20 protein-coding genes and 1 other RNA gene are annotated in these 26,290 nt (G+C 58.8%); 8 read left to right on the top strand and 13 right to left on the bottom strand.

Features of this window, described 5'->3' with window-relative positions:
* Positions 1 to 6 precede the first annotated feature (6 nt).
* The 4 genes from secD to queA form a co-directional block, all read right to left on the bottom strand.
* Positions 7 to 1,860 carry a protein translocase subunit SecD gene (secD, locus tag AACW87_RS08465; RefSeq protein WP_043555278.1) on the bottom strand — a complete coding sequence of 618 codons (1,854 nt, stop codon included), beginning with the start codon at positions 1,858 to 1,860 and terminating at the stop codon, positions 7 to 9.
* Between the two features lie 18 nt (positions 1,861 to 1,878).
* The gene (gene yajC / locus AACW87_RS08460; protein WP_098984364.1) at positions 1,879 to 2,214 is read right to left on the bottom strand and encodes a preprotein translocase subunit YajC; all 336 of its coding nucleotides are present in this window, start codon (positions 2,212 to 2,214) and stop codon (positions 1,879 to 1,881) included.
* A 50-nt stretch (positions 2,215 to 2,264) separates the two neighbouring features.
* Positions 2,265 to 3,401, bottom strand: coding sequence for a tRNA guanosine(34) transglycosylase Tgt (gene tgt, locus AACW87_RS08455; RefSeq protein WP_241324725.1), 1,137 nt, complete (start codon positions 3,399 to 3,401; stop codon positions 2,265 to 2,267).
* Between the two features lie 70 nt (positions 3,402 to 3,471).
* Positions 3,472 to 4,539 (bottom strand): tRNA preQ1(34) S-adenosylmethionine ribosyltransferase-isomerase QueA, encoded by a 1,068-nt coding sequence (queA, locus tag AACW87_RS08450; protein ID WP_241324724.1) that lies wholly within the window; start codon positions 4,537 to 4,539, stop codon positions 3,472 to 3,474.
* A gap of 211 nt (positions 4,540 to 4,750) precedes the next feature.
* On the opposite strand from queA, the gene AACW87_RS08445 reads away from it, so the two are divergent.
* The 3 genes from AACW87_RS08445 (at position 4,751) to ahpF (ending at position 8,110) form a co-directional block, all read left to right on the top strand.
* A complete protein-coding gene (locus AACW87_RS08445) occupies positions 4,751 to 5,197 on the top strand; it encodes a CBS domain-containing protein (RefSeq protein ID WP_043136795.1) in 447 nt (148 codons plus the stop codon).
* 662 nt (positions 5,198 to 5,859) lie between these two features.
* On the top strand, positions 5,860 to 6,426 hold the full coding sequence (gene ahpC / locus AACW87_RS08440; protein WP_017411392.1) for an alkyl hydroperoxide reductase subunit C: 567 nt from the start codon (positions 5,860 to 5,862) through the stop codon (positions 6,424 to 6,426).
* 91 nt (positions 6,427 to 6,517) lie between these two features.
* The gene (gene ahpF / locus AACW87_RS08435; protein WP_241324723.1) at positions 6,518 to 8,110 is read left to right on the top strand and encodes an alkyl hydroperoxide reductase subunit F; all 1,593 of its coding nucleotides are present in this window, start codon (positions 6,518 to 6,520) and stop codon (positions 8,108 to 8,110) included.
* 87 nt (positions 8,111 to 8,197) lie between these two features.
* Here ahpF and AACW87_RS08430 read toward each other — a convergent pair whose 3' ends face one another.
* Positions 8,198 to 9,490, bottom strand: coding sequence for an MFS transporter (locus tag AACW87_RS08430; protein ID WP_241324722.1), 1,293 nt, complete (start codon positions 9,488 to 9,490; stop codon positions 8,198 to 8,200).
* A gap of 118 nt (positions 9,491 to 9,608) precedes the next feature.
* On the opposite strand from AACW87_RS08430, the gene AACW87_RS08425 reads away from it, so the two are divergent.
* Entirely contained in the window at positions 9,609 to 9,854 is a 246-nt protein-coding gene (locus tag AACW87_RS08425) for a hypothetical protein (RefSeq protein WP_043136802.1), read from the top strand.
* 171 nt (positions 9,855 to 10,025) lie between these two features.
* Here the strand turns inward: AACW87_RS08425 and AACW87_RS08420 are convergent, their stop codons facing one another.
* Positions 10,026 to 10,478: an Lrp/AsnC family transcriptional regulator gene (locus AACW87_RS08420; protein ID WP_241324721.1), complete on the bottom strand. Its 453-nt coding sequence runs from the start codon at positions 10,476 to 10,478 to the stop codon at positions 10,026 to 10,028.
* A 327-nt stretch (positions 10,479 to 10,805) separates the two neighbouring features.
* Between AACW87_RS08420 and AACW87_RS08415 the strand changes: the two genes are divergently transcribed.
* Both AACW87_RS08415 and panB read left to right on the top strand, forming a co-directional pair.
* Entirely contained in the window at positions 10,806 to 11,423 is a 618-nt protein-coding gene (locus tag AACW87_RS08415) for a LysE family translocator (protein ID WP_241324720.1), read from the top strand.
* A gap of 28 nt (positions 11,424 to 11,451) precedes the next feature.
* On the top strand, positions 11,452 to 12,300 hold the full coding sequence (gene panB, locus AACW87_RS08410; RefSeq protein WP_241324719.1) for a 3-methyl-2-oxobutanoate hydroxymethyltransferase: 849 nt from the start codon (positions 11,452 to 11,454) through the stop codon (positions 12,298 to 12,300).
* A gap of 81 nt (positions 12,301 to 12,381) precedes the next feature.
* On the opposite strand, the gene AACW87_RS08405 is transcribed toward panB, so the two are convergent.
* The 7 genes from AACW87_RS08405 to AACW87_RS08375 form a co-directional block, all read right to left on the bottom strand.
* Complete coding sequence (locus AACW87_RS08405; protein ID WP_241324718.1) at positions 12,382 to 16,710, bottom strand: ATP-binding protein; 4,329 nt, start codon at positions 16,708 to 16,710, stop codon at positions 12,382 to 12,384.
* 253 nt (positions 16,711 to 16,963) lie between these two features.
* Positions 16,964 to 19,840 (bottom strand): aminomethyl-transferring glycine dehydrogenase, encoded by a 2,877-nt coding sequence (gene gcvP, locus AACW87_RS08400; protein WP_241324717.1) that lies wholly within the window; start codon positions 19,838 to 19,840, stop codon positions 16,964 to 16,966.
* Positions 19,841 to 20,125: 285 nt separating this feature from the next.
* Complete coding sequence (gene gcvH, locus AACW87_RS08395; protein ID WP_241324716.1) at positions 20,126 to 20,515, bottom strand: glycine cleavage system protein GcvH; 390 nt, start codon at positions 20,513 to 20,515, stop codon at positions 20,126 to 20,128.
* A gap of 93 nt (positions 20,516 to 20,608) precedes the next feature.
* On the bottom strand, positions 20,609 to 21,706 hold the full coding sequence (gcvT, locus tag AACW87_RS08390) for a glycine cleavage system aminomethyltransferase GcvT (protein WP_241278187.1): 1,098 nt from the start codon (positions 21,704 to 21,706) through the stop codon (positions 20,609 to 20,611).
* Positions 21,707 to 22,121: 415 nt separating this feature from the next.
* The gene (locus AACW87_RS08385; protein WP_241324715.1) at positions 22,122 to 23,357 is read right to left on the bottom strand and encodes an FAD-dependent 2-octaprenylphenol hydroxylase; all 1,236 of its coding nucleotides are present in this window, start codon (positions 23,355 to 23,357) and stop codon (positions 22,122 to 22,124) included.
* Positions 23,358 to 23,457: 100 nt separating this feature from the next.
* Positions 23,458 to 24,681, bottom strand: a complete 1,224-nt coding sequence (gene ubiH / locus AACW87_RS08380; RefSeq protein ID WP_241324714.1) for a 2-octaprenyl-6-methoxyphenyl hydroxylase — start codon at positions 24,679 to 24,681, stop codon at positions 23,458 to 23,460.
* Positions 24,682 to 24,884: 203 nt separating this feature from the next.
* Entirely contained in the window at positions 24,885 to 25,454 is a 570-nt protein-coding gene (locus tag AACW87_RS08375) for a UPF0149 family protein (RefSeq protein ID WP_042034443.1), read from the bottom strand.
* A 173-nt stretch (positions 25,455 to 25,627) separates the two neighbouring features.
* Between AACW87_RS08375 and zapA the strand changes: the two genes are divergently transcribed.
* Both zapA and ssrS read left to right on the top strand, forming a co-directional pair.
* The gene (gene zapA, locus AACW87_RS08370) at positions 25,628 to 25,960 is read left to right on the top strand and encodes a cell division protein ZapA (protein WP_042865847.1); all 333 of its coding nucleotides are present in this window, start codon (positions 25,628 to 25,630) and stop codon (positions 25,958 to 25,960) included.
* 16 nt (positions 25,961 to 25,976) lie between these two features.
* Positions 25,977 to 26,159: non-coding RNA, 6S RNA (ssrS, locus tag AACW87_RS08365), on the top strand.
* Positions 26,160 to 26,290: the final 131 nt, after the last annotated feature.

Genomic DNA, 26,290 nt, shown 5'->3' with positions numbered 1-26,290 from the left:
TCTTCCTTAGATCGGCAGCTTGTCGATGCGCCGTCCACCCCAGGCCAGGTTGATGATGGCGCGGGATACAGTAATGGCCGTAAACATGGAGGCACTCAGACCAATGCCCAGCGTCAGGGCGAAGCCCTTGATGGCGCCGGTGCCGATACCGAACAGGATCACGCAGGTGATGAGCGAGGTGACGTTGGAGTCGGCGATGGTCGAGAAGGCGCGGTCGAAGCCCAGATGGATGGCTTGCTGCACCCCGCGACCGTTGCGGATCTCTTCACGAATACGCTCGTAGATCAGCACGTTGGCATCCACCGCCATCCCTAAGGTCAGGACGATACCGGCGATGCCCGGCAGTGTCATGGTGGCCCCGGGGATCATAGACATGATGCCGACGATCAGCACCAGGTTCATGGTGAGCGCCAGGTTGGCCACCCAGCCGAATGCACGGTAATAGATCCCCATGAACAGCACGATCACCAGCATGGCCCAGCCGATGGCTTCCATACCGCTGTCGATGTTCTGCTGACCCAGGCTCGGGCCTATGGTGCGTTCTTCGACGATCTGGATCGGGGCTATCAGGGCACCGGCACGCAACAGCAGCGCCAGGTTGTGGGCTTCGTTGGCGTTGTCGATACCCGTGATGCGGAACTGGCTGCCAAGACGCGACTGGATGGTGGCGACGTTGATCACCTCCTCCTGCTTGCGGAACTTGCGCTTGCCATCCGGACCCGGCTGACCGACCGGCTTGTATTCGATGAAGACGGTGGCCATGCCCTTACCAACGTTGTCCTTGGTAAAGTTGGCCATCTTGTTGCCACCCTGGCCATCGAGCTTGATGTTGACCTGGGGACGGCTGTATTCGTCGAAACCGGACTGGGCACCCACTATGTGGTCACCGGTCAGTATGATGCGCTTTTGCAGCACCACCGGGCGACCGTTGCGATCGTTGTACACCTTGGAGCTCGGTGGCACCCGGCCATCGGCGGCAGCCTGGATGTCGGCAGTCTCATCGACCATGTGGAATTCCAGGGTCGCGGTCGCGCCCAGGATCTCCTTGGCACGGGCCGTGTCCTGAATACCGGGCAGCTCCACCACGATGCGCTCGGCACCCTGCTGTTGTACCAGCGGCTCGGCCACACCCAGCTCGTTCACCCGGTTGCGGATGATGGTGATGTTCTGCTCGAGGGCGTATTTCTTCACTTCCTTGATCTTGGCTTCACTCAGACCCGCCAGCAGGATGAACTCATCCCCCTTCTGTTCTGTGGTGAAGGTCAGATCAGGGTTCTGACGACGCAGGTGAGAGACCGCCTTGGCCTGATCCGCTTCATCGCGGAACAGCACCTGTACCTGATCACCGGCCCGACGCACGCCGGAATAACGGATCTTCTGGGTACGCAGCTCGGCGCGGAAATCCTGCACCATCTGCTCTTGCTGCTTGGTCAGCGCCTCGGCCATGTCCACTTCCATCAGGAAGTGCACACCGCCGCGCAGGTCAAGACCCAGCTTGAGCGGGTTGGCACCGATGGCTTCGAGCCAGGCAGGCGTGGAGGGTGCCAGGTTGAGAGCGGTAATGAAGTTGTCGCCCAGCTTGTTGGCGACGACGTCGCGCGCCTTGAGCTGTTCTTCGGTGTTCTTGAAACGGATCAGAATGAAACCGTGCTCGAACGCAGCATGCTTGACCGGGATCTGAGCCGCATCCAGCGTCTCTTTCACCAGATCAAGCGTCTCTAGCTTGACTTCGGCACCCCGGCTGGCAGAGATCTGCAAGGCCGGGTCTTCGCCGTAAAGATTGGGGGCTGCATATAGAAAACCGATGGCGATCACGAAGACCACCATCAGGTATTTCCACAGCGGATAGCGATTTAACACGCTGTGCTCCTCGGGAGATTAAAGGGACTGAATAGAACCCTTGGGCAGAACGGCAGAGACGAAATCACGTTTGATGGTGACTTGAGTCTGATCATTCAGGGCCAGCACAATGTATTCGCTATCAGCGGACACCTTGGCAATCTTGCCGACCAGGCCACCGGAAGTGAGCACTTCATCACCCTTGGAGAGGGAGCTCATCAGATCACGATGAGTCTTGGCGCGCTTGGCCTGGGGACGATAGATCATGAAGTAGAAAATAAGGCCGAACACGGCCAGCATGATGATCATTTCCATACCACCACCCTGTGCACCCGGAACTGCGCCTTCTGCATACGCCTTGGAGATAATGCTCATTTAACAACCTCTTATTGATGTAGATTTGAGAACTGTCTTATATATCGTTGTTATTTCACGTCATTTTCAGCTAACGGAGGCACAGGCTTCCCTTGCCGACGGTAAAACTCAGCTACAAAGTCGTCTAATTTACCCTGCTCGATCGCGTCCCGCAAACCCTGCATCACACGCTGGTAATAACGCAGGTTGTGAATGGTGTTCAGACGGGCACCGAGGATCTCGTTGCACTTGTCCAGATGGTACAAATAGCTGCGGGTGTAGTTCTTGCAGGTGTAGCAATCGCAGTCCGCATCCAGGGTACTGGTGTCCTCGCGATACTTGGCGTTGCGGATCTTGACCACACCATCTGTGGTGAACAGATGGCCGTTGCGGGCATTGCGGGTCGGCATCACGCAGTCGAACATGTCGACCCCGCGGCGCACCCCTTCCACCAAGTCTTCCGGCTTGCCCACGCCCATCAGGTAACGCGGCTTGTCGGCCGGAATTTTCGGGCAGACGTGCTCGAGGATCCTGTGCATGTCTTCCTTGGGCTCACCCACCGCCAGACCGCCGACCGCATAACCGTCGAAGCCGATCTCCAGCAGACCGTTGAGGGAGACATCCCGCAGCTCTTCATACACGGAGCCCTGAATGATGCCGAACAGGGCATTCTTGTTGCCCAGGGCATCAAACTTGTCGCGCGAGCGCTTGCCCCAGCGCAGGGACATCTCCATGGACTTGCGCGCCTCTTCGTACGTGGCCGGATACGGGGTGCACTCGTCGAAGATCATCACGATGTCGGAGCCCAGATCGTACTGGATCTCCATGGATTTCTCGGGGTCGAGGAAGATCTTCTCGCCGTTGATGGGGTGACGGAAGTGCACGCCCGCCTCGGTGATCTTGCGAATGTGCCCCAGGCTGAACACCTGGAAACCACCCGAGTCGGTCAGGATCGGGCCCTGCCAGTTCATGAAGTCATGCAGATCGCCGTGGGCGCGCATCACTTCCTGCCCCGGCCGCAGCCAGAGGTGGAAGGTGTTGCCAAGCAGGATCTGGGCACCTGTCTCACGTACCTCTTCCGGGGTCATCCCCTTGACGGTGCCATAGGTACCGACCGGCATAAAGGCTGGGGTCTGCACTGTGCCGCGCTCGAATACCAACTGGCCGCGACGGGCACGGCCGTCGGTGGTTTTCAGTTCAAATTTCATTGCTACCTCGTTGCGTCAGAGAAACAGTCTGACAATAGAGAGCCCGAAGGCCCGGTATAAAGGGCGAGGCTTATGCCACCGCCCGGCGACGGGTGACGAACATGGCGTCCCCGTAGCTGAAGAAACGGTACTGCTCGGTCACGGCCGCCTGATAGGCCGCCATCACGTGATCGTACCCGGCGAAGGCGCTGACCAGCATGATCAGGGTCGACTCCGGCAGATGGAAGTTGGTCACCATGGCATCGACCACCTGGAACTGGTAGCCGGGGAAGATGAAGATGTCGGTGTCGCTGAAAAACGGCGCCAGCGGCTTGCCCTGAGCCAGGCTCACCTTGGCGGCGCTCTCGAGCGAGCGTACCGAGGTGGTGCCCACCGCAATCACCCGGCCACCGCGGGCGCGCGTTGCGGCTATGGCCTCCACCACCTCCTGCGGCACTTCGGCATATTCCGAGTGCATGTGGTGATCTTCAATCTTGTCCACCCGCACCGGCTGGAAGGTCCCCGCTCCTACATGCAGGGTGACGAAGGCCGTTTCAACCCCCTTGGCACGGATCTTTGCCAGCAGCGGTTCATCGAAGTGCAGGCCGGCGGTCGGCGCCGCCACGGCGCCCGGCTTCTGGTTGTAAACGGTCTGGTAGCGCTCCTTGTCGGCATCCTCATCGGGCCTGTCGATATAGGGCGGCAGCGGCATGTGGCCTATGGCTTCCAAAATCTCCAGCACGGGGCGGGGGTCCTGGAAATGGATCTCGAACAGGGCATCGTGGCGGGCCCGCATCTCGGCTTCGACTTTCTCACCGTCGGGCCCACCATCCAGAATGAGACGGGTGCCGGGCTTGGGCGATTTGGAAGAGCGCACGTGGGCCAGCACGCTGTGTTCGTCCAGGATGCGCTCCACCAGCACCTCCAGCTTGCCGCCGCTGGCCTTCTGGCCAAACATGCGCGCCGGAATGACACGGGTGTTGTTGAATACCAGCAGATCGCCGGGGTTGAGCTGGTCCAGCACGTCCACAAATTGACCATGGCGCAGGGCGCCGCTTTGACCATCGAGCTGCAACAGGCGGCTGGCGGTACGCTCTGCCATCGGATAGCGGGCAATCAGCTCGTCTGGCAGATCAAAATGAAAATCGGATACTTGCATCTTTCACCTCGGGGGAATCGGCGGCTAGTCTAGTTATCCCCCTCTTCCAAGGCAACCCAAAAGACCAAAAACCCAAGAGAGACAAGGGATAGCGAGCAATTATGTGAAGCAGGGCCAGTTAAAAAACCTTTAAGGTTTTGTATTGACCCTGATCATGTTTTGCCTGTGGGGGCTGGGCTAGGGTGAAAGCAGATACACAAGGAGGCCCACCATGATGACCTTATCCGAGATCATGACAGAACATCCCTTCACACTGGGTCCGGAAAACAGCGTCAAACAGGCGATGGACCTGATGCAGCAGGAGCGGATCCGCCACATCCCCATCGTCGACGAGCACCATCACCTGCTGGGTCTGGTCACCCTCACCGACATCCTGGCCACCCGCGAGTCCAAGCTGCTGCTCATCAACCCTGAGCGGGAAGCGGAATTCACCGACAGCGTCCAGCTCGACGAGATCATGACCCGCCAGGTGGCAAGCGTGGATCCCCACGCCGGCATCAAGGAGGCGGCGCTCTACCTGCAGCGCCACAGATATGGCTGCCTGCCGGTGCTCAAGGGACGCAAGCTGGTGGGCATAGTCACGGAGTCGGATTTCATTGCGGTTGCCATCAACCTGCTCGAACTGATGGAAGAACAGGAGCCGCCCGGCGATTTCTGATCTTTACAACCTGTAATAAAATTACAATAAAAGCGTTTTCAGCACATGAAATCGGCAATAATGCTGAAAGACTTTCATTTTGATTGAAAATTTACATCACAACCTTGCTTTGTGATCTGCATCACACTATTATTTCCCCCATGCAATAGTTGCCGAGGGGGAGACGAGGGATTGTGCACCCAGCCTCTTCCTCTCATATGTCTGCAAGTTTGCACACCCCGTAGTTAGTCTTTGCTGTAAAGCTTTTGTTTATATAGCCATTCCTTGTTTGATGACCCGGCCTTGTCCTTACGACAGCGCCGGGATTTTTTTTATCTGCACCCTCCTGCCCTGCCCCGGGCCCCCCTCTTTTTGCGTGTTTCGCCCAGTACGTCACTGCCACGCCCCGTCACCCCCGAGAAAGCTGCCCATTCGCCCCTTGAAAAAACCAAGAGCCGCACAGATGTTGAATCTCGACAAGGGGTTACCTCTGCATGTCAGAAATATTCATGTTAGGTACAGCAGCGGTAGGTTATCTAATAGATAGATTGAAGTGATTCAAAATTGCGGCTTTAACCGATTAGGAGAAGCCACTATGATGAATCCATCGAACGTTAAACGCCTGGTCCGGACAGACTCTTCAACACCAGACAGGCATATGTACATCACCAAGGAGCTAATACATGTCTACCTACATCAACACTGAAATCAAGCCGTTCAACGCCACCGCCTACCACAATGGCAAATTCGTTCAGGTGTCTGACGCAGACCTGAAAGGCAAGTGGTCCGTGGTGTTCTTCTACCCGGCTGACTTCACCTTCGTTTGCCCGACCGAGCTGGGTGACCTGGCTGACAACTACGCCGAATTCAAGAAGCTGGGCGTCGAGATCTACTCCGTCTCCACCGACACCCACTTCACCCACAAGGCGTGGCACGACACCTCCGACACCATCCAGAAGATCCAGTATCCGATGATTGGTGACCCGACTGGCGCCATCACCCGCAACTTCGGCGTCATGATCGAAGAAGCCGGTCTGGCTGACCGCGGCACCTTCGTCATCGACCCGCAGGGCATCATCCAGATCGTTGAAATCAACGCTGGCGGCATCGGCCGTGACGCCCTGGAACTGCTGCGCAAAGTCAAAGCGGCCCAGTACGTTGCTTCCCACCCGGGTGAAGTGTGCCCAGCCAAGTGGAAAGAAGGCGACGCCACCCTGGCCCCGTCCCTGGATCTGGTAGGCAAAATCTAAGCCTCCGCTTCCAAGACCGGCCCATTCAAGGGCCGGTCTGCTTTCTGGCCTGACAAAACGCCGACCCGCAATCAAAAGAAGGAATTCGAAGATGTTGGATACCAACCTCAAACAACAGCTGAACACCTATCTGCAGTACATCGTCAATCCCATCGAGATCAGCGTGTCCGGCAATGACAGTGACAAATCCGCAGAGCTGCTGGCATTGGCCACAGAGATCAGCGAGATGTCCCCCAAGATTACCCAGACCTCTGGCACCAATACCCGCAAGCCTTCCATGAGCGTCGCGCCCAAGGGCCAAGCCCCGCGTGTTCATTTTGCCGGTATCCCCATGGGTCATGAATTTACCTCCCTGGTGCTCGCCCTGCTGCAAAGCGGTGGTCACCCCTCCAAGGCCGATCCGGCCGTGCTGGAGCAGGTCAAGAACCTGAAGGGCGAGTTCCACTTCGAGACTTACATTTCGCTCTCCTGCCACAACTGCCCGGACGTGGTGCAGGCGCTGAACCTGATGGCGACCCTGAACCCCGGCATCACCCACACCATGATCGACGGCGCCCTGTTCCAGGATGAAGTGAACGAACGCCAGATAATGGCGGTGCCGAACGTCTATATGAACGGTCAACCGTTCAGCCAGGGTCGCATCTCGCTGGAAGAGATAGTGGCCAAGCTCGACACTGGCGCCGCAGAACGCAAGGCTGAAGAGCTCAATGAAAAAGCGCCTTACGACGTGCTGGTGGTGGGCGGTGGCCCGGCTGGCGCCGCGGCTGCCATCTATGCCGCTCGCAAAGGCATTCGCACCGCCATCGTCGCCGAGCGTTTCGGTGGTCAGGTGATGGACACGGTCGGTATCGAGAACTTCATCTCGGTGACCTACACCGAAGGCCCCAAGCTGGCTGCCAGTCTGGAGCAGCACGTCAAGCAGTACGGCGTGGAAGTGATCACAGAGCAGCGCGCAGCCGCCATCAGCAAGGATGGCTACGTCAACGTGGAGCTGGCCTCCGGCGCCACCTTGAAGAGCCGCGCCGTGATCCTGGCGACCGGTGCCCGCTGGCGTGATCTGAACGTGCCGGGCGAACTTGAATACCGCACCAAGGGCGTGGCCTACTGCCCGCACTGTGACGGTCCCTTCTTCAAGGGCAAGCGGGTGGCGGTGATCGGTGGCGGTAACTCAGGCATAGAAGCGGCCATCGATCTCGCCGGCATCGTCGAGCACGTCACCGTGGTGGAGTTCGCCGACACCCTGCGCGCCGACGAGGTGCTGCAGAAGAAGGCGCGCTCCATGGGCAACATCGACATCATCATGAGCGCCCGCACCACGGAAGTGATCGGTGACGGCAGCAAGGTGGTCGGCATGGATTACGAAGATCGCACCACCGGCGAGATCAAGCACCTGGCGGTGGCCGGTATCTTCGTCCAGATAGGCCTGGTGCCGAACACCGAGTTCCTCAAGGGGGGTGAAGTGGCACTGACCCGCTTCGGCGAGATCGAGATCGATGCCAAGGGCGCGACCTCCCTGCCCGGCGTCTATGCCGCAGGCGACGCCACGACTGTGCCGTTCAAGCAGATCATCATCTCCATGGGCGCAGGAGCGACCGCTGCGCTGGGGGCATTTGATTACCTCATCCGCAATGCGGCGCCGGACGCCACCGAGACATCCGCCAAGGCCGATGCCGTGACCGCCTGATAGGCCCGTTGCAAATAGTCCCCGTTGCCAATAAAAAGCCGACTCCCTGGAGCCGGCTTTTTTTTTATCCGCGTGATTCAGCGACCGCTAGCCGGCCTTCATATCCTGCGGTCCGGGCGACTCAGGTGTGGCATAGCTGGCAGGGACAGCCTCTCCCGCCAGATCCGTTCTCGGCTCCAGCTCGGCCGTCATGGGGGTATTGGGCGGCACCGGCATGAACACCTGGTGCTCGGCCAGGGGGATGGGCGCCCGCTGCCGCCTGCGCCAGCCCAGATAGCCCGCCAGCAGGGCGCCGCACAGGGCGAAGTAGACGAACAAGCCCTCTGACCCGAACTGCAGCATGACGAAGGGGGCCAGCAGCGGCCCTATCATGGCCCCCAGGCTGTAGGCGAGCAGCAGCCCCTGATTGGCCCCCAGCACCTGATCCGGGCGCAGCTCGTCGCAGGCGTGACTGAGGCTCAAGGGATAGATGGAAAACGCCATCCCTCCCAGCAGGAACACCAGGGCCCCCGCGATCGGCTCGCGCCAGCCCTCGGGCAGCAGCACCATCAGCAGGGCGAGCAGGGTCAGCGCTGCGCACAGCAGCAGGATCACCAGCCGCCTGTCATAGCGGTCAGACATCCGCCCTATGGGGTATTGCAGGCACATGCCCCCCAGGATCACCAGCGCCATCATGTCCGCCACCCGCGAGAGCGAGGCGCCGCTGTCGGTAAAGTAGAGCGGCAGCAGGCCGTAGATGGCCCCGAGAATGAGGCCCGAGGTGAAGCTGCTACCCATCCCCGCCGGAGTGAGCCGAACAAGCTCCAGCACCCCCACCGGCTGGGGCGCCACCATGGCAGGGGTGGCCACCCGGGAGAGGGCGAGCGGCACCACAGACAGGGTGGCGGCCATGGCGCACAGGGCAAAGGGGGTCAACACCATGGGATCCACCCACTTGAGCAGCAACTGGCCCATGGCCAGGGATCCGTAGAGCAGTATCATGTAGAGGGACATCAGCCGTCCCCGGTTGGCCGGGGTGCTGGAGACCAGCATCCAGGACTCCAGCACCACGAAGAGGCCGCCGGTGGCAAAGCCCCCCACCAGCCGCAGCGCCGCCCAAGCGATGGGCTCCACCACCATGCCGTGCAGCAGGAACAGGAAACAGAGCAGGGAGGCGTAGGCCGCATAGGCCCGGATATGGCCCACCCGTATGATGAGGCGGGCGTTGATGAAGGCCCCCAGCACCAGGCCCCCGAAATAGGCCGCCGACACCAGGCCGATGGCCTGCACCGACACCTGCTCGGCCGAGAGTCGCACCGTCAGCAGGGTATTGAACATGCCGTGGCCCAGAATGAATATCACCAGACTGGCCAAGGGTGACAACAACCTTGTGAGTGTCATGGGGTCTCCCTGTAGGGCTAAACAGCCATGGTACCGTTTGCTTCCCGCCCACTTCAACCCAACCGGCCCCGCCACGGCCGGACTATCCTTGATGAGACCCACCATTGAGGTAACCAAGATGAAACCTGTCCTGTTATTGATTGGCCTGCTCTTTGCCGGCAGTGCCCTCGCGTTTCACTGCCCTGCAGACATGAAGAAGATCGATGATGCCCTCGCCGCAGGCCCCGCCCTCAGCGCCGAGCAGCTGGCCGAGGTGAAGCAGCTGCGCGCCGAAGGCGAGGCACTGCACAAGGCGGGCAAGCATCAGGAATCCGTCGATACCCTGGCCAAAGCCCTAGCCCTGCTCGCACCGGCCAAATCCTGACGCAGCCAGAGGCTGAGGTTGCCCGATACGGGGCAACGGCATGTGACTCACAAAGAAAAAGCCCCCGCCAACTGGCGGGGGCTTTTTACTGGCAACAATCCGGGCTGTGCTGCACGTCCCGGCACATCGGCCTTCGGCTGGCATCATGAACGGCGGCTATCCCCCTCCCCTTCATAGCGGCAGCGGCCGCTCTTGCACCACGCTCTTCATGACGAGGGTCGAGGTGAGGCGCTGAACACTGGGCAGGGCCGACAGTTGCTCATCATACAAGCGCTGGAAGGCGGGAAGATCCCGGGTAATGACATTCAACAGGTAATCGGGATCACCAAACAGCCGCTGCGCCTGGATGACCTGAGGGATCGCCATGACGGCCTGCTCGAATGCGGCAACGGCCTGACGATCCCCCTCTCTCAGGGTAACAAACACGATGGCGGAAAAGTTCAGACCCAGGTTGGCGGGGTCGAGCTGCGCACGATATCCCCTGATCACCCCCGTCTCTTCGAGGGCACGCACCCGCCGGTGACAGGGCGAGACGCTAAGCCCGATCCGCTCGGCCAGCTCGGTGACGGAAAGACGCCCGTCTGACTGGAGCTCGGCAAGGATACTGCGATCAACCTTATCCATTTGGAAGATATTCCCTTTATATCGGTATTTAACGCAAATATTAGACAGCACATTCTAATCACTCGAGGATATTCTTTTCAATCGAATGGTGATGGGGGCAATTTCAACCGCACCTATGCAATCGGAACAGGAGAGACAGAAGATGGAAAGATCGCAACGTTGCAGCTCCCTTGATGGCGCTGCCATGACGGGAAATCAGGGGGCATGCCGGCAACCGCAGAACAGGCACAACGCGCCAGGGCACCCACCGGCCGAGCCGGCCAAGGGCACAGGTGCAGGCGGCCCTCGCATGACAGCCGTTTCAGCTTGGCAAGAGGCTAGATCCTCATGACAGCAGCAATCTTTGCCGCCTTCTGGGCTGTCTCCATCCTGTTCGTGATAACGCCCGGGATGGATTGGGCCTATGCGATCTCGGCCGGCATGCGCGGCCGGGTCGTGATCCCCGCCGTGACCGGATTGCTGCTCGGCCACCTGATCGCCATCCTGATCGTGGCCGCCGGGGTGGGCGCCCTGGTGGCCAGCCATCCGGTGGCACTCACTCTGCTCACCCTGATGGGGGCGGCCTACCTGCTCTGGCTGGGCATTCAGCTGCTCATTCACCCCGCCATGCCGGGTGGCAGCCAGGATCCGGGGCCGGGGGCATGGCATAGCTGGACCCTCAAGGGCATCTGCGTGAGCAGCCTCAATCCCAAGGTCTTCCTGCTGTTCCTGGCCCTGCTGCCCCAGTTCACCGATCCCGCCGCTCCCTGGTCGCTGCCGATGCAGATGATGGCGCTGGGCCTGGTACATATCGCCAGCTGCGCCATCGTCTACCTGCTGGTAGGCTATGGCGCCCAGGCCATACTGACCACCCGCCCGCGGGCGGCACTCAGGGTGAGCCAGTTGTCCGGCGCGGCCATGATCGCCATTGCGACGCTCCTGTTCGCAGACAGGGTGATCGCCTGAATGTCATCCCAACCCTGTGAGAACCCTCATGATGAGTGAACAAGCTTCCCCTTACGGTCAAGGCGCTACCCCCGGCCAGGCCATCTCCCGCATCCGAGTCCCACATCTTCAGCAGATGAAGGTGCTTGGTCAGAAGTGGGCCATGCTGACCGCGTACGACATGTATACCGCCGCCATTTTTGAAGAGGCAGGGATCCCGGTATTGCTGGTTGGCGATTCCGCCGCCAACAACGTCTACGGCCACGAAACCTCGCTTCCGGTCACGGTGGACGAACTGATCCCGCTGGTACGGGCCGTGACCCGTTCCACCCGCCGCCCCCTGGTGATCGCGGATCTCCCCTTTGGTTCCTATCAGGGCTCGGCCGAACAATGTTTCCATACGGCGGTTCGATTCATGAAGGAAGGCGGGGCCCATGCCGTGAAGCTCGAAGGCGACAAGCAGATGCTGCCCCAGGTGGAAAAACTGGTGAGCGCAGGGATCCCCGTCATGGCCCACATCGGCTTCACCCCGCAAGCTGAGCATCAGCTCGGTGGCTACCGGGTCCAGGGACGAGGCGAGGATGCCCAGCGGCTGATCGATACCGCCCTCGCCTTCGAAGCCGCCGGTGCCTTTGCCCTGCTCATCGAGATGGTGCCGGCCGAGGTTGCCGAGAAAATCACGGCGGCGGTCGCCATCCCCACAGTGGGCATAGGCGCCGGTGTCCACTGCGATGCCCAGGTGCTGGTCTGGCAAGACATGGCGGGATTGCGCACCGGACGCCTGCCACGCTTCGTCAAGCAGTACGCCGACATGCGCACCCTGCTGCACCGGGCGGCATGTGACTACGCCGCCGATGTTGAAACCGGCTCCTTCCCTGGCCCCAAACACAGCTTCTGAGGCAAAAAACTGGCTGAAAACCAATTATCACTGAAACCAGTTCCAGACCAAGTTTGAAAAAGCGGTGATTTTGCGCGGGGCTTATAACTTCTTCACCTTCCTAGGTCGAGACTGCTTTTCTGTCAGTAGCCTCGGCCTGAGATCCAGCACGTGTATGGTCAATGAAACTGCACCTCCCATTTCCCGCTCTACACGTCTGGCTTCATCATCCAACAGCTCCTTGAGCTCTTCTAAACCGATTCTTTCCCCGCTATCAGGATGATCCCAGTCCCGCACCTTGGACAAGGTGATAAGTAATGCGCCGGATCGGCGAGTTTCAAGCGACAAGTATTTTCTTACCAATTGAGATTCGATCGTGTCACGCAGGTCTCGAGCCGAGCGATTATCGCCAAGTTTCAACTCAATTACTGTCTCATATGCAGAAGCCGTCGAACGAAGGCGAATATCGGTCTCCTTTTCATCGGCGGTCACTGACTCTTGATCCACCTTATATATGCCATTGGCTGCATGCTGTAACTCGCGCGCGATCTCGCGGCGCATGATTCGTTCTTGATCAATTTTCGCCCATGCCTCCTGTGGCGAAACATCACTTTTTAGCAGTTCATCAAGGTCGACCAAACGGTCACGTAGCAAAGCAAACATGGCTGAGTTTGTTGTGAGTGGTGCTTCACCTTTTTTGTCAAGCTCAACACATTCCTGCTCATTTAATAAGACTGAGTCAGCTTCCTGAGCTAATGCCTCTTGAGCCACCGCCAAAATACGATCCTTGATATGGCTGAAGAGTGGGTCGCTTGCCATTGCCAACTTTGCTTTCCATCCTTCCTCGCCTTTTGCATCGAACAGAGCGCTTACGACAGCATTACGGGCATGTTCAGCATCATCCCGTACATCTGGCGTAAAACTACCTTCATGTTCGGCATCATCTTCTGGCCTGACATGCTGATAAGCCAAACGTAAAAGCCGGAGCAATTGTTGTGACGTGAAGGATTCATGTCTTAGACTTAATCCATCACGGCGCTCATTAAAAAGAGCACTAAACCATGTAACAGCCTTGCTTCTAGCTGCTGGCTCAACGTCCTTTAGTTGATTTTCAAGCGCATCAAGGCCTAACTCAGGATTTAGCTGGATTAAGGTCGGTAACCAAACCAACATCAGTGGTTCAGCAAGCTCTTTATTTAACATTTTCTGGGCAACAACACGTAACTGCGTTCTCTGTTCATCATCTCCATATTTCGAAATCAGTTCAATTACCTGAGACAGACGCAGTATCAATCCCGATAGACCTGATTCATCCCCCACCTTAACATCAATCTCAATCAACCATGTGACAAGACGCGGAAGAAATAATCTAGCCACAGGTTCAGACGTATAGCGGATTCGCTGCAATATCATGGAATGAATACTTTCATTTGGTGTTGTATCGAGTACCCCAGCAAGCTCTTTGCCCAATACTCCTTCAACAGCTAATGGGTGATGCGCAGCTAACCCCTCTATCCATTTTGGCAATCCATTAAGCTCAACCAGAGAATATCGAGCAGCCAGCATCGCCTCTTCAGGTGTCAACCTATTCACCCAGTCGGGATCTTCTGCCTCTGCATACACGCCAGCCAAACCTAGTCGCCATATCTCCAGATATGTATTTCGCTGGTCTTCTGGCCTTTCACAGGTCAGTGTGGGGTGATGTTTACGCCAACACGTCATCAATACACTACGCAAGCGATCTGCTGCATCTTTACCAAATGTGGACTCAATGAATTGACGATTCCAACCAGACGAATCACTATCATCGTAGGCATTACACATCACTCTGAATAGATTCCATGCCGTATTTTCACAGCGCTCCGCTGAAAATACGCTATCTGGATGATCTATAATCTCACGCCATAACATTATCCAACCAGCTCGATTCTTCGCCTCTTTTCTCTCTCTTTTTTGACGCTGCTCGGCCTCTTGGGCTGCCCACTTTGCCTGCTCTTTTACAAAATCAGAAGGTTTCATTTTATCTTCAATAAAAGCAAGCAGGCTCGGTTGATCTGTAATCAGTGGTTTCAGGCTCACTACTGGCTCTTGCAAGTAATAAAATGCGACTTGCAGTAGCATTTGGCGTTCAATTAAAGAGTTATATTTATCCTCTAGACCACTAATAACCCAAGCACGATCCCGTTCAACCGTGAGCTTAATGGGAGAATCATATGGAATAGTCTCAACCAATCGTTTCCATGAGTCTTCGAACAAATGAAGGGATTGTATCAAGGTATCCATTGCCCAAAAAATGAGCTTGTTACTCTGAGCATCAAACTCACTTAATTTCTCAGTCAAGGCGTTATGACTCTTACCATCATCGTATTCCTGCTGATGCAAGCGTAGAGCAAGTACACTGGCGTGGAACCACTGGTTATCTCGGTTGAGATCGAGCCCGCGAACACAGATTGCAGCCAGAGCACTGCTCAGATGTTGGTGAGAAGAGACCATATGTGGCCACTTATCTTGTCGCCATTTCAGTCCATTTGAAATGAGCACAACCAGTCCATCCCGCAACACCTCCAACTGTGGCAACTCAAGTCGCTCATTATTAATAAGTGACGGCAATCGCCAGCTAAGGCTACTGACTGTCCGTTTTTTCCACTGCAACCAACCAAGTATCTGACAAAGCTGTGATGCGGATAGATGATCTGGAAACAGATCTATGACAACTTCACGTACCACTTTGTCGGGCCACTGTGGATGCTGGTAAACCATGGCAGTCGCAATCTCTGGCAATCTGGGATCATTAATCGCAACCAGTGCTTGAATGGCAACAATTCGCTCAATATCCCGAGCTGTAGGTTTACAGGCAATACAGTACGCAATATCAGCACATCCACTGATAGAGCCTTGTTCAATTAAACCCAGTAGAGTACGGCGAACTTCAGGGTTTTCGACTCCTTGCTCCCAAAGCTGACTGATTTCATCAGCCAATTCCGGGTCGGCGAAACGCTCAATTTGAATATAAGGGGTCTGCAAACCGCGCCAGCCACCTTTCCCATAACGCTCAACATAAGCCCTGAGCGCCTGTTTACGCTGGTTGAGGGTAAGTGATGCGGGGTCGCCTTCATCAAGTAGAAGTTCCGGTTCATTTTCACGAACCGCCTGAAAAATATCGTCATTAAAGAGAGCAAGCCAACCAGAAATAGCCCTCTTCGAGGGAAAGACGATAGTTTTCCCCTTAGTTTCAGTAAACAGCAGTCGCTTGAGAGCCCGCAATGACATCCCACGATCTCTCATAGCTTGCAACCTCTTGGCAGCAAGAAACTCTGAAACCGATCGATGGTGGAAACGCACGCGACCATATGAGGCAAAACCAAATAGCGGTCGCTCCAGCAATGTTTTCCGCTCATCTTGCGTCCAATCTGACAAGATAATTGCTGGATCCAGCGCGGCTTCATCCTGCTGAACATTATCCGCTTTGGCACTGTGGCGAATTGTCAAACGGCGGGTCAGCCACATCGCCAATGCAAGCCTGCTCGCCCCCTCGATTGCCTTATCTATTGAGAGTTCGGTAAGCTCACTTCTATCTTCCCTATCCCGAGGTTTGAGCTTGATGCGGATATTGGCTTCAACTTGTTCGCAGTGGGTACGAATATGCTGTTGTGCATGCCAATCGGCACAAAGCTCGATGAGATCCTGAGGACGTCTGGCAAACTCATGAGCGTGGCGCCTCTTTATATCCCTCAGCAAATCATCAGCATTTTTGACCCCTTGCATGCCTGCAAACTCGACAATCTGCAGATCGGATAGTGGCATCAGAGCCACGGTTCGCCAATCAGGAGCAGTATCCTTATCCGATTTGCTGGTTGGCGCTGTGAGATGTTTACGCAATGCCACTCTGGCGAACTCTTCTTCCTGTGCTTCTTTCGATTGAGACTTGGTCTGTAGTGGAATGGGCAGCTTGCTGTGAACGAGCTGTGCATCAAATGGGATTGGACGAGTAGTTACTACCACTCGCACTCTCCCCAATTGATTGTAAATACCTTTTACAAAACGATTTAGCGCTTGTTCGAAAGAACCTCGGGTAAGTTGAAGCTCATCATAAGAATCCAAAAAGAAAGTAGCGACTCCAGACTGCGATGCTAACCACATATCCAGACGTGTTTCATCTTCATAGCCCAGCAGATCCCGAAGATCATTTGATGCCAAACTGGCTAGCTCAACAAAAAATGCGGCTTCACCAGCAGCAACCAGGCGGCAAGCCTGATCACGGCACTCGTAGGTCTTACCAGCCCCCGCCTCCGAGATAAGCACTACACGCTTTGAACGCAGTAGCTCTTTCCAAGTTGAGCCACCCGACCAACCCATCTGGACGAGAAATTGCTGCTTGTCAGCATTAAAAAGTTGGTCTTCAGGTATGTCTTGAAAAGTACGTTCGATCATGGCGATTAATTAGATCTTGTTTAATTAAGGAATAAATGGCCGATGCCGATACGCGACCAAAACCTATTGTGATAGACGATATCTTACGAGAATTGAGTGCGATAAATCGCACTTTTCCTACCTCCATAGACACAAAGGTTTGATTCTTTGTACCAGCGCAAACTTCACGACCACCTCTACAAACAACAAGGCCACCCGCTGGGGTGGCCTTGGTTTTATCGGGCAACTGGCCCGCGTTCACTCTGCGCCGCTATTACTTGGCGTAATCCTCGGTGGGGATGCAGGAGCAGAACAGGTTGCGATCGCCGTAGACGTCGTCGATGCGGTTGACCGACGGCCACAACTTGGCGGCGCGCACGGCGTCGGACGGGAAGACCGCCTCGGCGCGGCTGTAACCACGGTTCCACTGCTCGTCCATCACGTCATCCTGGGTATGGGGCGCGTTGACCAGGGGGTTGTCGGCCAGGCTCCAGTGGCCGTCCTGCACCTTGGCTATCTCGGCACGGATGGCGGTCATGGCCTCAACGAAGCGATCCAGCTCGCGCTTGGATTCAGATTCGGTCGGCTCGACCATCAAGGTCCCCGCTACCGGGAAGCTCATGGTCGGCGCATGGAAGCCGTAGTCCATCAACCGCTTGGCCACGTCCATCTCGCTGATGCCGGACGCCTCTTTGAGCGGGCGTATATCCAGGATGCACTCGTGGGCCACCCGGCCGTTGCGTCCGGAATAGAGCACGGGGAAGGATTCACCCAGCTTCTTGGCCAGATAGTTGGCGTTGAGGATGGCCACCTGGGTGGATTTTTTGAGCCCCTCGTCGCCCAGCATGGCGATATACATCCAGCTGATGGGCAGGATACTGGCCGAACCGAACGGGGCTGCCGACACGGCGCCGTTGTTGCGGCTCTCCTTGTCGGTCTTGACCACGGCGTGACCGGCCACGAAGGGTGCCAGGTGTTTCTTCACGCCTATGGGACCCATGCCCGGACCGCCACCGCCGTGAGGGATGGCGAAGGTCTTGTGCAGGTTGAGGTGGGAGACGTCCGCGCCGATAAAGCCCGGTGCCGTCAGCCCAACTTGCGCGTTCATGTTGGCGCCGTCGAGGTAGACCTGACCACCGTGCTGGTGAACGATGTCGCACACCTCCTTGATGGTCTCCTCGTACACCCCATGGGTGGAAGGATAGGTCACCATCAGACAGCTAAGCTTCTCCCCCGCCTCGGCGGCCTTGGCGCGCAGGTCGTCGAGATCCACGTTGCCCGATTTGTCACAGGCCGTGACTATGACTCGCAGCCCCGCCATCTGGGCGGAAGCCGGGTTGGTGCCGTGAGCGGAAGCCGGTATGAGGCAGATGTCGCGATGACCGTCGCCACGGGACTCGTGGTACTTCTTGATGGCCAGAAGGCCCGCGTATTCACCCTGAGCGCCAGAGTTCGGCTGCATGCAGACCGCATCGTAACCTGTCACCTTCACCAGCCAGTCTTCGAGGTCGGCCAGCAGCAGCTGGTAGCCCTTGGCCTGGGCCAGCGGCGCAAACGGGTGCAGCTTGCCGAACTCGGGCCAGGTCACCGGGATCATCTCGGCGGTGGCGTTGAGCTTCATGGTGCAGGAACCGAGCGAAATCATGGCGTAGTTGAGCGCCAGATCTTTCGCCTCGAGACGGTGGATGTAACGCAGCATCTCGGTCTCGGAGTGGTACTTGTTGAACACCTCGTGGGTCAGCACGGCATCGGTGCGCAGCAGATCCTGCGGTATGCCGTGATGGGTCTGGGCCGCCTTGTCGAGCGCCTCCACATCCAGGCCGTGGCCCTTGCCGAGGAAGAGATCGAACAGCTCGGCCACATCGGCGCGGGTGGTGGTTTCAGAAAGCGACACGCCCACGGCACCATCGAGATCGGCGCGCAGGTTGATGCCGAGCCCTTCGGCTTTGGCGATCAGCGCTGATTTGCCCGTGGTCAGCACTGTGAGCGTATCGAACCAGCTGGCGTGTTTGAGGGCCAGGCCCTTGGTTTTAAGCCCCAGCGCCAGGATGCTGGTGAGACGGTGAACGCGGGAGGCGATGGTTTTCAGCCCCACAGGACCGTGGTAGACGGCGTAGAAGCTCGCCATGTTGGCCAGCAGCACCTGGGCGGTACAGATGTTGGAGTTCGCCTTCTCGCGGCGGATATGTTGCTCGCGGGTCTGCATCGCCATGCGCAGGGCGGCCTTGCCGCGGGCATCCTTGGAGACGCCTATGATGCGGCCCGGCATGGAGCGCTTGTAGGCATCGCGGGTGGCGAAGAAGGCGGCGTGGGGGCCACCGTAACCCATGGGCACGCCGAAGCGCTGGGCTGAGCCGAACACCACGTCGGCCCCCAGTTCACCCGGGGATTTGAGCAGCAGCAGGGAGAGCAGGTCGGCACTGACGCAGGCCAGCCCTTTCTGGGCTTGCACGGCGGCGATCAGGGCACGCAGATCTTTCACCTCACCCGTGGTGGTGGGGTACTGGAACAGGGCACCGAACACCTCTTCACTCACCGCCTCGCTGGCGGGGCCGACGGCCACGTCGAAGCCAAAGTGCACGGCGCGCTCCTTGACCACGTCGATCACCTGGGGGTGCACGTCATCGGCCACGAAGAAGAGATGGGACTTGGACTTGGCCATGCGCTTGGCCAGCGCCATGGCTTCGGCGGCGGCGGTGGCTTCATCCAGCAGGGAGGCACTCGCCAGATCCATGCCGGTCAAGTCCAGCGTCAGCTGCTGGAAGTTGAGCAGGGCTTCGAGACGGCCCTGGGCCAGCTCAGGCTGATACGGAGTGTAGGCGGTATACCAGCCCGGGTTCTCCAGCACGTTGCGCAGGATGACGTGGGGCACATGGGTGTCGTGATAGCCCATGCCGATGTAGCTCTTGGCGATCTTGTTCTGGGCGGCGTAGCCCTTGAGCTTGGCCAGTGCCTCCACTTCCGTCATGGGGGCGCCGATGCCGAGCGGGCCCGGCCGGCGAATGGCGGCGGGGACCGTCTGCTCAATCAGATCGTCCAGGCTCTCTGCGCCCACTATGGCCAGCAGGGCGCGCACTTCTTCCTCACCCGGGCCTATGTGGCGACGGATGAAATCGGTTTTTTGCTCGAGTTCAAACAGTGACTGGGTCATTTCCCTATTCCTGGTATTAAGTCCTGATAACCAAGACCTGATGTTCCTGATGGCCGGCTGATACCGACTCCACTCATGTTCTGGGTCCCGCAGGCTGGGTGCGGCACCGGATGCTGCCCCAGCATCGACAGGGGATCGCCTTGTTGCGTACCGGCCCGCTTGCCCCCTGGCAAGGCCAGGCTGGCAAACGGCAGGCGCGGGCGACTTCACCCTTCCACCGGCCGGCGTGTGCCCGGCTGGCGGTCATACAAAGGGGCCCTGCTGTGTTGGCAGGGCCCGGGGGCATTACTCTTCGTCCACCAGGTTCTGGTAGCCTTCGTCATCCAGCAGGTTGGCGAGCTCGCCCGCGTCGTCCAGCTTGATGCGGAACAGCCAGCCGGCGCCGTAGGGGTCTGAGTTGACCAGTTCCGGGCTGCCTTCCAGCTCTTCGTTGATGGCGATGATTTCACCGCTCACCGGGCTGTAGATGTCGGAGGCGGCCTTGACCGACTCGGCCACGGCGCAGTCATCACCGGCGCCAATTTGCTTGCCCACTTCCGGCAGGTCGATAAACACCATGTCTCCCAGCAGATCCTGGGCGTGCTCGGTGATACCGACCACGGCCTCGCCGTTGGCTTCAACACGGATCCACTCGTGGGAGGTGGCATATTTCAGTTCGCTCGGGATATGGCTCATTTGTGCTTCCTTCTTATTCACTTGGATCACTTGTACCTGGACCGCGTACAAGGGGTACTGGCGAAGGGCAGCCCCTTCGCCGCAATGGGGTTGTTACACCAGCTTCTGGCCGTTGCGCACGAAAGCGGGCTTGGTGACTTTGACGGTGACCAGCTTCTTGCGGATCTCCACCTCGGCCTGTTCACCGATGTCGCGGGGCACCCGCGCCAGGGCAATACTGTAGCCCAGGGTCGGCGAGAAAGAACCCGAGGTGATCACACCTTCCCGCTTCTCGCCGCTGGCGGTGGTGAAGGTGACCGGCATGCCGGCACGCAGCACCCCCTTCTCTTCCATCACCAGACCGACCTGCTTGGGCTGAGTGCCCGCCGCCTTCTGTGCTTCCAGCGCGGCGCGACCGATGAATTGGCGGGAGGCAGGCTCGAAGGCCAGGGTCCAGGCCATGTTGGCGGCGAGCGGACTGATGCTCTCGTCCATGTCCTGGCTGTAGAGGTTCATGCCGGCTTCGAGGCGCAGGGTATCCCGCGCGCCCAGCCCGCAGGGGGCCACGCCGTTGTCCAGCAGCGCCTGCCACAGGTCGCACGCCTTCTCTTGCGGCACCACGATTTCATAGCCGTCTTCACCGGTATAGCCTGTGGTGGCGATGAAGAGATCCCCCGCCTGCACGCCAAAGAAGGGCTTCATCCCCTCCACTGCCGCATTTTGCTCAGGAGTGAACACCTTGGCCGTCTTGGCCTTGGCGTTGGGGCCCTGCACCGCGATCATGGCGAGCTCGGGACGTTCGGTCACGCTCACGGCAAAATCGATGGCATGGTGGCGGATCCAGGCCAGATCCTTCTCGCGGGTGGCGGAGTTCACCACCAGGCGGTAAAACGTATCGCCAAGATAATAGGTAATGAGGTCGTCGATGACGCCGCCTTCCGGATTGAGCATGCCGCTGTAGAGGGCCTTACCCGGGACTGTGAGTTTGGCCACGTCGTTGGCCAGCAGGTGTTGCAGGAAGGCTTTGACCCGTTCGCCGGTCAAGTCGACTATGGTCATGTGGGAGACGTCGAACATGCCGGCATCGGTGCGCACCGCGTGGTGCTCTTCCAGCTGGGAGCCGTAGTTGATGGGCATTTCCCAACCGTGGAAGTCCACCATTTTGGCGCCGGCTTCCAGGTGCTTGGGATGCAGTACTGTAGTCTGGATCATCGCTGTGTTTCCTTAAGCGTTCGCGACAACACTCGCAATCCGCCCTCCCCTGACAGCCAACAGGACATGCAATCGCCTGTGCAACAGAAAGAGAAGAGACGGCTGGAGTCTGTGCTCGTTCCAGCCCCGCGGGGCAAGAGTGATTCCTTGAACGCAGCGGATTATATGACAAGCGGGCGAGCCTGCCGCTCAAAAAAAACTAATCCACCGCCAGTAAACAGACCCCAGACACTAAGGTAAAAACAGTGATAAAAACAGTCGAACAGCGACTCACACGAGATTAAATTTCGATTTTTACCGTTTCGTCACAATTTGAAGAAAAACGTTTCGCCTGCCACCCAGATTAAAGGCTGATGCCCAAAATAGGTCATCAGCCTCGTCAGATTAGTTTTGTTGTAAAAAAACCTGAGTAGTATTAGATTTTTTCACCCTTGGCCAGGGCGGGCAGTTCGCCATCGAGCCCCATGGCAGCCCGGATAACCCCCTGCTTGAGCGGCGCCAGCGCGTCGAAGGCGCACAATCCCACCCCGCGCACCAGCTTCTTGAGGGGATTGGCCCCGCTGAACAGCCGCTTGAGCCCTTCCATGGCCGCCAGCATGCGGGCCGCCTCGCTCTTGCGCCAGCGCTCGTAGCTGCGCAGGTTGGCCAGCAGACCTATGTCCCCACCGGCACGATGCGTTTGCACAATCTGCTCCGCCAGCGCCGCCGCATCCAGCAGGCCCAGGTTGACTCCCTGCCCCGCCAGCGGATGTATGGTGTGAGCCGCATCCCCCACCAACACCAGCCGCTCGCGAGCGAAGTCGCGGGCATAGCGGGCGGTGAGCGGGATGGCGCTGCGCGCCCCTTCCACCTTGCACAACCCCAGCCGGCCATCGAAGGCGGTGGTGAGCTGGCGGTTGAACTGTTCGTCATCGCAGGCGCACAGTGCCTCGGCCCGGCTGGCGGGCACGGACCAGACGATGGAGCAGAGATCCGGTTGCCACAGGGGCAGGAAGGCGAGCGGGCCATCGGGGGTGAAGATCTGGCGGGCCACCGCCTCGTGGGGCTCGGCACAGCGCACCGTCGCCACCAGGGCGTGATGGCCGTAATCCCAGCTGGTGAGCGGAATGTCCGCCTGGCGGCGCACCCAGGAGTGGGCGCCATCGGCGGCCACCACCAGCTTGGCCGACAACGCGCGGCCATCGTCCAGCAGCAGGAGCGACCCCGCCTCGCCACTTTGCAGGCTGGCGGCCCGGGCCGGGCTCAGCAGCTGTATGTTGTCTGCATCCCCTGCATTGCCAACAAGAATCGCCTCCAGCAGTGCCAGCTGGATGACCCGGTTCTCGACTATGTGACCGAGCGCCCCCTGGCGCAGGCTGGCGGCATCAAAGCCAATCTGGCCGAAGCTGTCCTGCTCCCACACCAGCATCTTCTCGTAGGGCTGCAGGCGCCGCGCCTCTATCCCGGCCCAGGCGCCGACCTGCTGCAAGATGCGCTGGCTGGCCAGACTCAGGGCACTGACCCGGTTGTCCGGCGCGTCGCCGAGCTGGGGTTCGGGCAACTGCCCCTCCACGATGGCAATCTTGAGGCCACTCTCCTTGAGCGCGGCGGCGAGCCCCAGGCCCACCATGCCGCCCCCCACAATCACCACATCCACATTTTGCATCTGCATCATCTGTTCCTTTCGTGGCTGACCGCCGGGTCAGCAGGGGACGCCCGTTGGCATAGCCCCTTTCAATTCGCGATTGACCGCCGCGGGTGGGCGGCGCCCCTCATTTACGGCACAGGTCGGCCACAAACCCCAGGGTACGGGAGGCCAGCGGCGCCTTGAGGCAAGTCAGCCGTCCCATCAGGGAGAGCGCCAGGTTGCGGCCCGCCACCAGCGGATCGTGGCCATTGGAGAAGAGCTGGGCCAGCGAGGAGGTGAGCCAGATGGTCCGGGCCTGATCCTCCTTGCGCAGCTGCCAGTAACCGTTCAGCACCGCAAAGCTGCCTATGTCCTCCCCCGCCGCGAGCGCGCCGGCAACCGCCTGGGTGAGCAGGTCCAGATCGCGCATACCGAGGTTGAAGCCCTGCCCGGCGATGGGGTGCAGCAGGTGGGCGGCATTGCCCACCAGCACGGTGCGCTGGGCCAGCGGGTAGTCGGTGGCCGTCTGTACCAGCGGATAGACGTGGCGCTGGCCGCATCGCTCGAAACGGCCCAGCCGCCAGCCAAACGCCTGCTGCAACCGGGCGAGAAAGGCGGCCTCATCCAGCCCCATCAGTTCATCCGCCTGCTCCCGCCCGACGCTCCACACCAGGGAGGAGAGCCCATCCTGCATCGGCAGCAAGGCCAGCGGCCCCCCCTGGGTGAAGCGCTCGAACGCCCGCCCGGCGGGATCCTCGGCGGTCTTGACCGTGGCTATGATGGCACTTTGCTCAAAGTCGTGACGAGTGACGGCCATCTTGAAGTGCTGGCGCACGAAGGAGTGGCCGCCATCGGCCGCCACCAGCAGCCGGGTCTGGTAACGCTCGCCACCGGCCAGCGTCAGGGTCACGCCCTCCTCAAGCGGCTCAATGGTCGAGAGCTGGGCCGGGCACAGCATATGGATGTGGGGGCAGGCCGCCATCCCCTGCTGCAGTGTTATGCCAGCCGCCGACAGCTCGATCACCTGGCCGAGCGCGGGCAGACCATATTCCGCCGCCGACAAGCTGGCCTGGCCGAAATGGCCCCGATCCGAGACATGGATTTGGGTGATGGGGGAGCAGTGAGGGGCGAAGCGAGGCCAGAGCCCGTGACGGACCAGCGCCTCGCAAGTGCCAGCAGAGAGCGCGATGGCGCGGGCATCGAAGCCCGGATGGGCATTGAGCTCGGGGGCGCTCGCCTCCAGCAGCAGGATCTGCAGGGGCTCGCCGTCGGCACCTCGCAACGCGGCAAGAGAGAGCGCCAGCACGGCACCGCTCATTCCACCGCCGACGATAGCCACGTCGACGTGAACCAGATCAGATTGAGACATGAGATGAGAGGAAGAAGCTGGGAACGTGACCTCATGCTATCACAAAGCGGGGGGCCGGGATGCGAGGCCACGGGCAAAAAACGGCGTCACGACCATGATCTGGTTGAAAAAATGCTGAGCTGGCTCCCCCATACGGCCGGATAAAAGCAGAGCGCCACCGGGGCGCTCTGCTTTGTTTTTTGCTGTTTCTGTCGCAGGGGCGATCAGTGCAGGGTCGGCGGCGCGATCGGGGTATCGGGACGCTTGCCAAACTCCTCGAAGGTCATCATGACCCCCAGGCGTACATGCTCGTAGAGCACCAGGAAGGAGGCTTCGTTCTCGTCGTCTTCCTGATCGAACTCGGCAGAGACCTGGGTGATGCTGGCGATGTCCTGGATCATCTCCTGCAACTCTTCGGACGCCCTGGAAAGCTCCTGTTGCACCACGCCAAACCCGGCCAGAAATGCCTGTGACCAGTCCACCAGCGAATCGATGCGCTCATCGAGCGGCGCCTCATCGCTTGGCAGCAGCAGCTCGACGCCCTTCTGGGCCATCAGGCTCTCGACTATCTCGTGATAGAGATCTGTCATCACCTGGCGCACCGGGGCCGGCAAGCCGAAACCGTCGTTGACCAGATCGTTGAAGGGCGGCAGCCAGCTCTTGTCATCCAGTGCCACGCCACCGCAGACGAGACCGCAGATCACGCCATGGGCCTCCACCGCCGTTGCCATCAGCTCATGCTGTTCCATCAGGTCGGCCACGGCCGTGTATTTCAGGGGGTTCGTTTTGCTCATCGAAGATCCGCTCAAAGTTCAGGCAAATATGCAAAATTAATGGTCAGGATCCTAGCATTCTCCCCCTTCCAGAGCCAGCAAGGCCTTGAAACTTCTGCATCTGCGCTATATAGTCCCGCCCAGTTGTCCACGTGGATAAAGGCGGAAATCAGCACCGCCGTATTGAGGAAGGCATGAGCACAGAGGCCGTAGAAATCGTCATTTTGGGACGTCCCTACAAGGTATCCTGTCCCTTGGGACAGCAGGATGCCCTGCGCCAGGCCGCCGACCAGCTGACTGACAAACTCATCGAGCTGCGTCAACGTTCCAAGGTCTCCAGCAACGAGCAATTGGCGATCATGGCAGCGCTCAATTTTTGCCATGAGCTCTGCCTTGAAAAAGAGAAGAATCACCAATACTCTGAGACCATGGACAAGCGGATCAAGATGCTGCAACGCACCATAGAAGCGGCCTTGATCGAGCACGGACAGTATGGCGAATCCAGCGGCGAGGGCCTGCAGCCCTAATCGCGCACCGTTTTAAAATTCCCTGGGATGTGCGTCAGCCGGTTCAAGTCCCCGAGCCGATAATCATACCCACCAGGGGATCGGCCTTCTGGCTATTGCGCATGCTCGGCACGACCGAGAAGCCTGCGGTCAGATTCGATTCCCGCCTTGAACCTACGGTTCAAGGGCCCAAACCGGCAACGGCATCTCCGGGGTACCAACAGCAAAAAGCCCGTCATCACGATGACGGGCTTTTTCTTTGCCTCCCGTTTACAGATGCCAAGCGCGACAGCTCATCCTTGTCTGCTCAGGTTCATCCCCTACTTCTCCCCCAGCCCAGGCCCCCACGAC

This window comes from Aeromonas sp. MR7 (assembly GCF_963899385.1).
Taxonomy (GTDB): Bacteria; Pseudomonadota; Gammaproteobacteria; order Enterobacterales; family Aeromonadaceae; genus Aeromonas; species Aeromonas bestiarum.
Note: the sequence above shows the minus strand (reverse complement) of the source record. Positions and strands in the feature narration are given on the sequence as shown.